At 72.0% G+C, this 11,849-nt stretch carries 11 protein-coding genes; 7 read left to right on the top strand and 4 right to left on the bottom strand.

Going from position 1 to position 11,849, the window contains the following annotated elements:
• Positions 1–131: 131 nt before the first annotated feature.
• Together ACZ592_RS04335 and ACZ592_RS04330 are read right to left on the bottom strand one after the other, a co-directional pair.
• Positions 132–689 (bottom strand): hypothetical protein, encoded by a 558-nt coding sequence (locus ACZ592_RS04335; RefSeq protein WP_471579975.1) that lies wholly within the window; start codon positions 687–689, stop codon positions 132–134.
• A gap of 35 nt (positions 690–724) precedes the next feature.
• Positions 725–1,726 carry a PI-PLC domain-containing protein gene (locus ACZ592_RS04330; protein WP_471579974.1) on the bottom strand — a complete coding sequence of 334 codons (1,002 nt, stop codon included), beginning with the start codon at positions 1,724–1,726 and terminating at the stop codon, positions 725–727.
• A gap of 225 nt (positions 1,727–1,951) precedes the next feature.
• On the opposite strand from ACZ592_RS04330, the gene ACZ592_RS04325 reads away from it, so the two are divergent.
• The 3 genes from ACZ592_RS04325 to ACZ592_RS04315 all read left to right on the top strand — a co-directional run bounded on the left by ACZ592_RS04325 (position 1,952) and on the right by ACZ592_RS04315 (position 4,630).
• Complete coding sequence (locus ACZ592_RS04325) at positions 1,952–3,175, top strand: cytochrome P450 family protein (protein WP_471579973.1); 1,224 nt, start codon at positions 1,952–1,954, stop codon at positions 3,173–3,175.
• A 90-nt stretch (positions 3,176–3,265) separates the two neighbouring features.
• Positions 3,266–3,718 carry a GNAT family N-acetyltransferase gene (locus tag ACZ592_RS04320; RefSeq protein WP_471579972.1) on the top strand — a complete coding sequence of 151 codons (453 nt, stop codon included), beginning with the start codon at positions 3,266–3,268 and terminating at the stop codon, positions 3,716–3,718.
• Between the two features lie 75 nt (positions 3,719–3,793).
• Complete coding sequence (locus ACZ592_RS04315) at positions 3,794–4,630, top strand: hypothetical protein (RefSeq protein ID WP_471579971.1); 837 nt, start codon at positions 3,794–3,796, stop codon at positions 4,628–4,630.
• Positions 4,631–4,685: 55 nt separating this feature from the next.
• Here ACZ592_RS04315 and ACZ592_RS04310 read toward each other — a convergent pair whose 3' ends face one another.
• A complete protein-coding gene (locus tag ACZ592_RS04310) occupies positions 4,686–5,465 on the bottom strand; it encodes a DJ-1/PfpI family protein (RefSeq protein ID WP_471579970.1) in 780 nt (259 codons plus the stop codon).
• Between the two features lie 191 nt (positions 5,466–5,656).
• Between ACZ592_RS04310 and ACZ592_RS04305 the strand changes: the two genes are divergently transcribed.
• From ACZ592_RS04305 to ACZ592_RS04290, 4 genes are all read left to right on the top strand, one after another.
• Complete coding sequence (locus ACZ592_RS04305; protein ID WP_471579969.1) at positions 5,657–6,715, top strand: vWA domain-containing protein; 1,059 nt, start codon at positions 5,657–5,659, stop codon at positions 6,713–6,715.
• Positions 6,716–6,807: 92 nt separating this feature from the next.
• The gene (locus tag ACZ592_RS04300; protein WP_471579968.1) at positions 6,808–7,236 is read left to right on the top strand and encodes an ArsR/SmtB family transcription factor; all 429 of its coding nucleotides are present in this window, start codon (positions 6,808–6,810) and stop codon (positions 7,234–7,236) included.
• Positions 7,233–7,718 (top strand): SRPBCC family protein, encoded by a 486-nt coding sequence (locus ACZ592_RS04295; protein WP_471579967.1) that lies wholly within the window; start codon positions 7,233–7,235, stop codon positions 7,716–7,718. The genes ACZ592_RS04300 and ACZ592_RS04295 overlap by 4 nt, the downstream gene beginning before the upstream one ends.
• A 165-nt stretch (positions 7,719–7,883) precedes the next feature.
• Complete coding sequence (locus tag ACZ592_RS04290) at positions 7,884–8,504, top strand: L-threonylcarbamoyladenylate synthase (RefSeq protein ID WP_471579966.1); 621 nt, start codon at positions 7,884–7,886, stop codon at positions 8,502–8,504.
• Between the two features lie 50 nt (positions 8,505–8,554).
• Here the strand turns inward: ACZ592_RS04290 and ACZ592_RS04285 are convergent, their stop codons facing one another.
• Positions 8,555–11,842: an amidohydrolase family protein gene (locus tag ACZ592_RS04285; protein ID WP_471579965.1), complete on the bottom strand. Its 3,288-nt coding sequence runs from the start codon at positions 11,840–11,842 to the stop codon at positions 8,555–8,557.
• Positions 11,843–11,849: the final 7 nt, after the last annotated feature.

Raw genomic sequence — 11,849 nt, 5'->3', positions numbered from 1 at the left:
GTGGTCGCGATCTTGCTTCCCCCCCCCCCCCCCCCTCCCGCCCCCCCCCCCCCCCCCCCCCCCCCCCCCCCCCCCCCCCCCCCCCCCCCCCCCCCGCCGCCCTTTACGCAGGTCTGTACACGAACCGCCGGTCACGAACCGCCGGTCATGAACTCCGCGATCAGCTCCGCCGGATTCGCGTCGGCGGTCAGCTCGAACATCGCGTCCGGTTCGAACATGTCGTAGAGGACCACCGGGACCGGCCGGCCGAGCACCGCCACGATCCGGCCGTTCTCGTGGAGATGGCGGGCCGCTCCGACGCACACCTCGTAGAACCACTCCGTCAGCGACTCGGCCCGGTCGTCCGACTCGTCGCCGCCGCCGGCCTCGTCCTCGTACCACAGCCCACGGGCCTCTGCCTCCCGCCGGTGCGCTTGCACACCGGCGGGCTCACGGCCGACGGCCCGTACCCCTTCGAGTCCCGTCTCCGGGTAGAGCGCGTAGCTCCAGCGCGCTTCCCAGGCGCTCGAGGCCTGCCCCGCCGCTCGCGCCGCGTCGGACTCGGTCGTGTAACCGATCGCCACGTACGGGAAGCGCGGATCCTGGTCGACGCTGTCGATGCGGAACGTCACGGCATAGATGCCGCTGTCCGCCGGGAACGCCCCGACGGCCTCGTAGGCGGCCCGGTTCACGTGTTCCTGGAACGCCACGCGGCTTCCTCTTCCCTCAGGCCTCGGTCAGACGCTCAGGACCCGAACGGGACGTCGTCCGCGGTGGCCATCCGGCGGGTGTCCTCGTGCGTGCGGACGAAGTCGTGGAGGTGCGCGAGGGCTTCCTTCGCGTGCGACTCGTCCGTTCCGCAGCCATGGGTGCCGGAGACGCCGTCGGGGTAGCAGGAGGCGCGGTGGCCGTAGATCAGGCCGTCCGCGTCGCCGCCCGCGGGGTCCAGCAGGCGCCGCGTCGCGTCGCCGTCGCCCGCCGCGGTCGTCCAGCCGAAGACGCGTGCCAGGTCACCGCGGTCCCGCGCCCGTGCGCCGAGGCGCACCTGCTCCTCGACCTTTCCCAGGACGGTCGGCAGGTTGAGGTTGAACAGTCCCTTGTCCATGACCCGTTGGTTGTGCGCGATGGCGCCGCCGAACTCGTCGTACTGTCGCTGGACTTCGTCGTGATCGCCGCTGATGTCCACGCCTTCGAGGTGGTTGAGGTCGCTGCCCGCGTCCTTCCACCCGGCTCCCCCCGCGGTCCCGTAGAAGCCGTAGAGGACCCGCACCCCGGCGCTCTCCAACTTGGTGCGGGCCAGGTCGCGCAGGGCGGCCACCGAGCAGTGCCGCCACTTCGTGTCGCCGCTGTCGCAGTAGTCGGGGTTCTTGATGTCCAGCCAGACGAACCCGATGTTCTTGCCCGCCCTGCGCTGCTGCGCGATCCGGTCGAACATCTCGGACATGGTGTTGCCCGCGCTCGTGGGGAGCCCGTCGTGGTCGGCCCACCAGCCCTTCTTCCAGGCGGTGGCGTCGATCTCCATCGCGTTGGCCCCGTGGTCCAGCGCCTTGTCGACACCGCCAACGGTCAGCACCCGGTGCGCGATGGCCCAGACCGGCCGCTTGGCCTGCGCTCCCGTGCCGGACTCGCCCTCCTCGCCGGTGTCGGCACCGACCGAGGGGGCGGCGAGGCCCACCACCAGGGCGCCGCAGGCGGCGGCCAGCGTCGCGGCACGAGCGGTCGAGCGGGTGCGGGCGCGATGTATCACGGTTGTCTCTCCATCCGTTCCTGAGCGCTCGATCCGCGTGCCTCACGGGGATGGCGGCACCGCAGGAGGGAGCGCGCCGGACACCTGTGTTCGTGTCCGGCCTCAGCTGCCCCACCTGCCCACCAGGCCACTCATGAAACACATGTTCCCGTGCAGCCCGCTTCCCGACGTCGAACTCGGCTGCCAGGCTGGGCACTTGCACCGTCCCGACCCGGAAGGCAGCCCGTGGACCTGCACGCCCCCCTCATACGCCTCGACGTGACCGCAGCCGACCTGCACGGCGAGATCGAACGCCTTCGCGAGCTCGGCCCCGCCGTGCGGGTCGAACTCCCGGGCCGGGTGGCCGCCTGGGTCATCACGCGCCACGGCCTCCTGCAGGACCTCCTCGCCGACCCCCGCGTCGCGAAGGACCCGGTCCACTGGCGCGCACTGCGGGACGGGCGGGTGCCCGAAGGGTGGCCGCTCATCGACTTCGTGACCAATCCCGGGATGACCACCGCGGACGGCGACGATCACCGCCGGCTGCGCGGCCTGGTCTCCCAGGCGTTCACTCCGCGCCGCGTCCAGGCGATGCGGTCCGGCATCGAGGCCGACGTTCGGCGCCTGCTGGACGCCCTCGCCGACCACGCCCCCGGGCCCGTGGACCTGCGCCGCCACTTCGCCCACCCGTTGCCGATGAACACGGTCGGCACCCTCATGGGAGTGTCCCCGGAACGGTTCCCTGACTTCCGTGACCTGTCGGCGAGCCTGGTCAGCAGCAGCACCACGCCCGAGCAGACGCTGACGACGCGGCGGCGCCTGCACGCGCTGCTCACGGAGCTCGTCGCCGCCCGGCGCGAGACGCCGATGGACGACCTCACCAGCTACCTCATCGCGGCTCGCGACGACGGGGACCGACTCTCCGAACAGGAACTCATCGGCACCCTGATCCTGGTGATCGTCGCAGGTCACGGCACCACCCAGAACCTGATCACCAATGCGAGCCGGGCACTCCTCACGCATCCCGGGCAGCGGGCGGCGCTCGCCTCCGGACACCACGACTGGAGTGCGGTGGTCGAGGAGACCCTGCGCTGGGACTCGCCCGTCGCACACTTCCCCCTGCGGTACGCCGCCGAGGACATCGCCGTCCAGGACGTACTGATCCCGGCGGGCGAGGCGATCCTGGCCTCGTACGCGGCGGCGGGCAGGGACCCGCACCAGTACGGCCCACAGGCCGCCGACTTCGACATCACCAGGCCGCCCGGCAGGCATCTCGCCTTCGGGCACGGGCCCCACTACTGCACCGGCGCGGCGCTGGCCCGGCTCGAAGCCGGGATCGCGCTGCCCGCACTCTTCGAACGCTTCCCCGACCTGCGGCTCGCCGTCGCGCCGGAGGAGTTGGAACCGCTGCCGTCGTTCATCAGCAACAGCCTCCGGACGCTTCCCGTGATGCTGCACGCGGCAGCCTGAAGGGCATCCGCGAGCCCCGAAGGGACCGCACATTGCGCTAGTGCAAAAATAAGTTGACGCTAGTTCGATCAAGTACTTAGGGTCACGGACATGAACGTCACCGTCTCCCCCGCCGAGGCCGCCGACCATCTCGTCTGGCGTCGGCTCTTCACCGGATATGCCAAGTTCTACGAGGTCGAGCTCTCCGAGGCCGAGATCGACCGGGCGTGGTCCTGGATCCACGACCCGGCGCGCACCGCCCGCTGCCTGATCGCCCGCACCCCCGACGGCACCCCGGTCGGCTTCGCGCACTACCGCGCCGAGGACTCCCCGCTCAGCGGCACCCGCGGCTTCCTCGACGATCTCTTCGTCGACCCGGCCCACCGAGGCAGCGGCGTCGTCGACACGCTCTTCGCGGAGTTGCGCCGCATCGCCGCGGACGAAGGCTGGCCGAACGTGCGCTGGCGTACCGCCGAGGACAACTACCGCGCTCGCGCCGCGTACGACCGGCACGGCGCGAAGACGGTGTTCTTGACGTACTCGATGGACGCGGACCGACACTGATCCCACGACCAGGGCAGATCTCATGGGCAGCGCGACTCCCCTGACCGGGGCCGCCCCCGTGACGAGGGCTGACCCGTGACGAGGGCGACGAGGGAACCTCTGGCGGACGGCGGACTCGCCCTGACCGTGCCCGAGCGCCGGACGGGGCGACCTCCGCTGCGCTTCGCACGGGAAACGGACCGCCGATGGGCCCTCCAGCAGGGCGAACACCCGCTGATCCACGCCCGGGTGGAGGGTGACGGCTGCTGCCGCGAGCTCCGCCTGCGCCGGCTGCCCGGCGTCCGCTCCCCGCTGCCGCCGGTCTCCGCCGCGACGGCGCGGGCCGACGCCGACTGGCCGCACCGGTACGCACGGTGGCTGGAGGAGTCGGCGCACGGCCCGCTGCACCAGGGACGCTGGCGGCTGACCCCGCGTACCGCCTTCGCCCCGGGCATCTGGGACTGCGACCTCGTCCAGGAGTGGCCCGATGCCACCCTCGACATGCTCTGCGGGGGCGGCTGGCACGGCATCCTGCCGCTGCGCCCGCTCCCGCCGTCCGACACGTCGCGCGTGAAGGCGTACCGCAAACACGTCCGCGAGGGCTCCCTCGCCCCGGTCCTGCTGTGGTGGGTGTCCTTCCTCGACGGCTGGGTGCTCCTCGACGGCCACGAACGGGCCGCGGCCGCGCTGGCGGAGGGCGGACAGCCGCCCTGCGTGGAGCTGGTGCGCCTGCCGGACGACGCCGCCTGGCGGGCCACCGCCGAGACGATCACGGAGGGGTACGAGGAACGGGCGGCGCGGCTGGCCGCGCACCCGGCGGGCCCGCACACCGCGCGCCAACGGCAGGCCCTCGACCGGGGCTACGCGGACGTGCTCTCCACCCTGCCGTACGACGCCGCCACCACGCCCGTGTTCGAGCGCTCCCACGACTGATCCCGTCGCGCGGCGGGTGCACACCCCGGCCGGGCGAGGGCGGCGCACCTCGGACTCAGATCGCCGCGTCCGCGATCAGCTTCAGGGCCAGCGCCTCCGTCCCGGCGTCGGCCTTCTCGGGGCTCCCGGTGTCGAAGGGCGGGTCCGGGTCGTACTCGACCGCCAGCTGCACCGCCTGCGCCACCCTGTCGTCGGACAGGCGGGCGGCGAGGTGGAGCCCCATGTCGATGCCCGCGGAGACCCCGGCAGCCGTGATGATCTTCCCGGCCTCGACGAAGCGTCCGGGTGTGTACGTCGCGCCGACGTCCTTCAGGTAGGGCCGGGACGCCCAGTACGTCGTCGCCGGCAGCCCGCGCAGCAGCCCGGCCGCGCCCAGGATCAGCGAGCCCGTGCACACGGACGTCGTCCAGCGCGAACGACGGTGGATGCGCCGGATCCACGCGTGGGCCGCCTCGTCCGCCATCATGGCCGTCGTCCCCCGCTCGCCGCCCCCGGGGACCACCAGGACATCGGCGCGCCGCACGTCACGAAGGGCACGCTCCGCCACCAGGCTCAGCTCGCCCGTGTCCGTGCGCACCGGCCCGGCCTCACGGGCGACCATCGTCACCCGCACCCCCGGGACCCGGCACAGCACCTCGTACGGGCCCACCGCGTCCAGGGCCGTGAAACCGTCGTACAGCAGCACCGCGACATCGAGCCGCCCGTCCCCGCCAGCCGCCCGCGCCGGGCCCGCCGTCCCGACGGCGACGGCCAGGCCCGCGCCCGCCGCTCCCGACACCGCGCCCCGCAGCACGCCACGACGGCTCGGTTCCGGTCGTGCACCATCTCTGCTCATGACTGACCACCATCATCCTTGCCCTGCACAGCAGTTGACGCTCCAGTAGTCGCGCGCCGCCGCGCCGGAGTTCCCGCGCCCGCGCGATCGCCCTCCGAGGAAGGGCGGTGACGAGACGTCAAGGGCGATTGTCAGTGCCTCCCCATAGAGTGAAGTCATCACTCGGGGAGCCTCGAAGGGGGAGCACAATCGTGTCCGCAAAGAAGATCCAGCACAAGGTGAATCACGTCGCGCTGGTAGTGGACTGTTCAGGTTCCATGCGTCCGCACCAGAGTCAACTCATTCGCGTCGTCGATGAGTTCGTGGCGGGGCTGAAGGCCGAATCGGACAGCCTCGGTCACGAGACCCGTATCAGCCTCTACTCCTTCGACCACAGGGTGGAGAACCTGGTCTGGGACATGGATGTGAAGCATCTCCCGTCCATGCGGGGCCTGTACCAGGTGAACAATGGGGCGACCGCCCTCATCGAGGCTTCTCTGAAGTCTCTGGACGACCTCGGCCACATCTGGGAGGAGTACGGGGAGCACAGCTTCCTCCAGATCGTGGTGACGGACGGCGAGGAGAACGCCTCCGGCGGCGACCGGCGGCACGACGGCGACATGACCATCCTCGGCCCCTGGCTCGACAGGATCACGGCGACGATGGGCGGGCTGCCCGGCCACTGGACCTCCGCGATCCTGGTGCCGAACTCGCTGGCCAAGCGCACAGCCCAGAACTACGGCTTCCCGGCGGGGAACATCGCCATCTGGGACGCGGACTCGCAGCAGGGGGTCGAGGAGGCGATCGGCACCGTGCGCGCCGCGGCCACCAGCTTCCTCCGGGGTCGCGAGCAGGGCGTGCGCGGCACGAAGAACCTGTTCGCCGTCGGCCAGGACATATCCGTGGACGAGGTGCGGGCCAATCTCGAACCGATTCCGGCCGACAAGTACCGGCTCCTGAAGGTGGACAAGGAGGTCGAGATTCGCCCCTTCGTCAATTCACATCCGGGGGTGGCGTACGAGCGCGGTGCCTGTTACTACCAATTGGGCGCCCGGGCCCAGGTCCAGCCGAACAAGGAAGTCATAGTCGTCGAGAAGGACACCGACCGCGCCTATACCGGCGACGCGGCGCGCAGCCTCCTTTTCGGCACGGGCATTCAGGGAACCGTCTCCGTCAAGGCGGGAAACAACCCCAAGCTGGAGGTGTATGTGCAGAGCCGCTCGGTGAACAGGAAACTCAAGCCGAAGACGCGCCTGCTCATCATGCTGTGAAATACCCGGGCACCCGCCCGGAAGGCGCCTCCGCACACCCGTGAGCCGTCTCCGGTGGCCGTCCGGAGCAGACCGCGCTAACGTACAACCAAATGGTTGTAGATGAGGTGGACGAAGAGGCCGCGGACAGCTTGTTCCACGCGCTGGCCGACTCGACGCGGCGCGACATACTGCGCCGGTGCACCCGCGGCGGAGCCTCGGTGTCCCAGCTGGCCGAGGCCTACCCGATGAGCTTCGCCGCGGTGCAGAAGCACGTGGCGGTGCTGGAGCGCGCCGGGCTCGTCAACAAGGAGCGCAGGGGCCGGGAGCAGCTCGTACGCACCGACCCCGACGGCCTGCTCCAAGCGCGGTACGTGCTCGAACAGCTCGAGTCGGCGTGGCGGGGGCGGGTGGACCGGATGGCGCGGCTGCTCGACGGGACACCCGTCCTCGAGGAACGCGAAGAACCCGAAGAACCCGAAGAACTCGAAGGACCCGGGGAACCCAACGCAGACGACCCCGCAAGGAGAGACCAGACATGAGCGTCAGCAGCATCGACAAGGATCTCGACAATCTCACTCTCAGGCTGACCGCCGACTTCACCGCCCCGGTCGAGCAGGTGTGGCAGTTGTGGGCCGACCCGCGGCTGCTGGAGCGCTGGTGGGGCCCGCCGAGCTACCCGGCGACCGTAGAGGAGCACGACCTGACGCCCGGCGGCGACGTCACGTACTACATGACGAGTCCCGAGGGCGAGAAGCACCGCGGATGGTGGCGGGTCGCCGCGGTCCAGCCGCCGACGGGTCTGGACTTCACGGACGGTTTCGCCGACCAGGACGGCGAGCCGGCCGCCAACCTGCCGGTCACGACGGTGCGGATGCGGCTGACGGAGCACGACGGCGGGACCCGGATGGACGTGCTCTCCGTCTTCGACTCGCGCGAGCAGATGGAACAGCTGCTGCACATGGGCATGGCGGACGGCCTGAACGAGGCCGTCGGACAGATGGACTCCCTCCTGTCGCCCTGACGGTGGCGCCGGCCTGCGCCACCGCCGGACCGAGAGGGGAAACCGAGAGGGAAAGCGGTGGCACGCCGTGGGGACAGTGACGCCGTGAGGGCGGCGCATGGTCCCCCGGAACACACAGGCCCCACGCAACCCGGCACCCCCGCGTCGGTCACTTAGAATCGCCCAATGGCCAAGTACTTCGACGTGCACCCCGACAACCCCCAGAAGCGCAGCATCAGCAGCGTGGTCGACGGGATCCGCTCCGGCTCGCTCGTCGCGTATCCGACGGACTCCTGCTACGCGCTGGGGTGCCAGCTCGGCAGCCGCGACGGCATGGACCGCATCCGGTCGATCCGTCAGCTCGACGACCGGCACCACTTCACCCTCATGTGCGAGAGCTTCGCGCAGATGGGGCAGTTCGTGCACCTCGACAACGACGTGTTCCGCGCCATCAAGGCGGCGACGCCGGGCAGTTACACCTTCATCCTGCCCGCCACCAAAGAGGTGCCGCGGCAGATGATGCACCCCAAGAAGCGGACTGTCGGGGTGCGGATCCCCGACCACACCGTCACCCAGGCCCTGCTCGCCGAGCTCGGCGAGCCCCTGCTCTCCAGCACGCTGCTCCTGCCCGACCAGGAGGAGCCGCTGACCCAGGGCTGGGACATCAAGGAGAACCTGGACCACCTCGTGGACGCGGTCATCGACTCGGGCGACTGCGGCACCGAGCCCACCACCGTCATCGACTTCTCCAACGGCGAGGCGGAGATCGTCCGACGCGGGGCGGGCGACACCTCGCGCTTCGAGTAGGCCGCAGAGGGGCCTCCGCGCGGCGTTCCGGGGAACGCCGCGCGGAACGTTCAGATCGCCGGTGAGCAGCACCCGTCCCTGCGCATCAGACGCCCGACCTCCAGCCAGCGCTGTTCGTCGGCGGCGGACGCGCCGGGTGACGCACCGGGGCCGGACGCGCCCGCCCCGGTGGCGGGCCGTCGCTCGAACACGGACGTCAGGTCCTTGGTCGTGTACGGGGTTCCGCCCCGCAGCACCGACACCGTCCGCACCATCGTGTCGAAGTCCGTGAACGGGTCGCCGTCCACCACCGTCACGTCGGCGACCTTTCCTGGCTCCAGGGTGCCCAGGTGCCGGTCGAGGCCGAACACCCGGGCGGGCAGCACGGTCGCGGTGCGCAGGGCCGCCGCCGGGGAGAGGCCGCCCAGGTGCAGGGCGCGCAGCCCCAGATGCAGGGCGAGCCCCACCGGGACGAGGGGCTGGTCGGTGCCGAGGGCCACCTGGCCGCCTGCCGCCAGGACGCGCCGGTAGATGTCGGTCTCCCTGCGGAGCGTGGCCAGCTGGGCCTCGCTCGGCGGGACGGCCGCCCCGGCCCTGACCGCGGCCGCGTCCCACGGCGGCATCACCGCGGTGACCCGCGGATCGTCCGCGAGCGCCGGTTCCGCCCCGATCAGGGGCGCCGAGGTGAACGGTGTGGCGATCAGGGAGAACGCCGCGCCGCGGGCACTGTAGATCTCGACGACGTCGTCCCAGGCGTGGCCCGCGGCGGTCGTCGCGTGCCCGAACTCGGCCCGCTGGGTGGCCTGCAGATGAGTCGTCAGGTCCTGGCCCAGCTGGATCCCCGGCGAGAGCAGGTGACCCCCGCTGCGCACCCCGAGCCTCTCGTGGGCGAAGCGCGCCGCCTCCTCCATCACCCAGCCAGGTGCCCGCACATAGGTCTTGACGAAGTCCCAGTCGAGTGCCGCCCCGCGTTCCAGGGAGCGCCGCAGCGCCGCCCTGCCGCGGTGGGCGCGGCCCATGCTGTACGCGACGCGCGAGCCGTCAAGCAGTTCGCCGGTCGTGAGCAGGCGGGGTCCTGCCAGTTCGCCCGCCGCCACCGCCTCGCGCAACCGGGCCTGTTCGTACGCGAAGCCGCCCAGCGACACGGCCGTGGTGATCCCGTACGTCAGCTGGCCCACCGTCTGACGGCCGCCGTACGTGGACTGCCACGGATGCGTGTGCGTGTCCCACAGTCCGGGGACCACCGTGTGCGCCGAGGCGTCGACCCGGCGGGCCGCGGGGGCGCCGGCGGCCTTGCGGTGCGGGCGCACGGACGTGATGCGGCCGCCGCGGACGACGAGGTCGACGTCGTCGCGCACCTCCTCCCCGGTGCCGTCCCACAGGCGGCCCGCGTGCACCACGACATCGGCGGGCGTGGGTCTGCGCCCGTCCACCGGTACGCGCACCGTGCGCGGACGGCCTCCGTCGGCGTCGATCAGGCGCAGCCGGCCGTTCGACAGGTAGAGGAGCGACGTCGAGTCGCCCGACCAGGAAGGGTGGTCGGCCGGTTCGGCGGAGAGCCTGCGCGGCTCGCCGTGCGGGGTGCCGTCGGGTGTGACGGGCAACAGGTGCAGCGCCGATTCGACGATCACCGCGAGCCATCGGCCGTCCGGGGACCAGACGGGCCCCGAGTCGTACCGGTCGGAGAGCGAGGCGTGGGGCGCGACCGCGTGCAGGCGGTCCGCTCCGGTGGTGGTGTCGACGATCCGGATGAGGTTGTAGCCCTCACGGAAACGGTGATTGAGGCGGTTGCGGTCGCAGAGCGCGATGAAGCGGCCGTCCGGTGACCAGCTGGGCCGGCCCGGCAGGCCTTCCCCGCCGAGCGGGGTGACCAGGGCGCGTTCGTCGCCGGAGGACAGCTCGCGCACCATGAGGCGTCCTGTCATGTCCAGGCTGGCGAGCCGTGCGCCGTCGGGCGAGAGGGCCGGGTGGACCCGGCCGCCGGCCGCCAGCGGGGTCTCGGTCCCGGTGGCGAGGTCGTGACGGTACACGCCGAGAAGTCCGTCGCGGTCGTCGGCGTACACGAGGGACTTGCCGTCCCGTGCCCAGCTCGGTCCGAGCAGATAGCCGGTGGCCGCCGCCCGGCGCAGCCGCCGGGGCGCGTGCCCGCCCGAGGTGCCCGCGAGCCAGAGGGAGTTGAGGGCGGCGAAGGCGACCTTGCGGCCGTCCGGCGAGAGCGCGGGCAGGTGGATGCCGCGCGTCGGGCGCGCGCGGCCGAGGCCCAGGTCGTACTCCTTGACCCGGTAGTGCGGGCGCTCGACCGGCAAGGTCGCCTCGAACGGAATCACTTCGGCCTCGGCCGGGCCGCCGTTGCGGCCGCTCGTGCTGTCGGCGTGGTCGCCGTCGGCGGGCCGGCCCGGCCGGTCGGGACGTACGAGCGTGAAGCGGCCGTCCACGGTGAGCAGGAGCTCCCCCTGTGCCGTCCAGCGCGGCGGCACGGGAGCCGGATCTCCGCCGAGCGCGACGGCCTCGCCGTCGACGACGAGGGTGCAGGAGGCGTGCGGGGCGGACGTGGTGCGCAGGTAGGCGAGGCGGTGGCCGTCCGGGGCCAGCGCGGGCGTCATGACCTGCGCGGCCGTCGTCTCGGTGTGGGCGACGGTGACGGGGCCCGCTCCCTTGGCCGGGACGGCCGCGACGGTCCGGGCGTCGAGCGTGGTGCCCTGGGGCGTGGTCACGGGCTTCCCCCGGACGAACAGGATCTGCTCGCCGTCCGGCGACCAGGTCGGGTCGAAGTCCTCCCACGGGCCGTCCTGCAGCGGCCCGTCCTGGCCGGGCAGGCCGGTCACGCGGGTGAGTTCACCGCTCGCGAGGTCCAGGACGTGGACGCGGTAGGAGCCGCCCCTCACCGGGTCGCCGCCGCGTTCGGAGGCGAAGGCGATGCGCGAGCCGTCGGGCGACCAGGCGGGCCCTCGGTCGTCCCAGGGGCCTTCGGTGCGCTGTCGCAGCCGCGACCCGTCGGCGCGCATCGTCCAGAGGTGGAATCCGCCGCCCTCGTAGGCGCAGAAGGCGACGGACGTGCCGTCCGGGGCGTACACGGGCCGGTTCGGTTCCAGACCGGGCGGTGTCAGGGGCACAGCGTCGCCGCCGGAGCGGGGCAGGGACCACAGCGTGGCCTGTGCCTCGACGACGAGGCGGTCCGCGGTGGGCGAGAGGGTCGCCGCGCCGTTGGTGACCCGGGTGAACGAGAGGGGGACCGTGGTGCGGGGCCGGGCCGGCGCCGGAGCGGTGCCCAGAGCGACGACCGCTCCGGACACGCCCGCGGCGACGAACAATTGACGTCGGGACAGAGGCAACACGGTGTGGTTCCGGTCACAGTCCATGACACAG

This window comes from Streptomyces sp. NPDC040622 (assembly GCF_055593965.1).
This window is presented reverse-complemented; position numbering and strand designations above follow the sequence as displayed.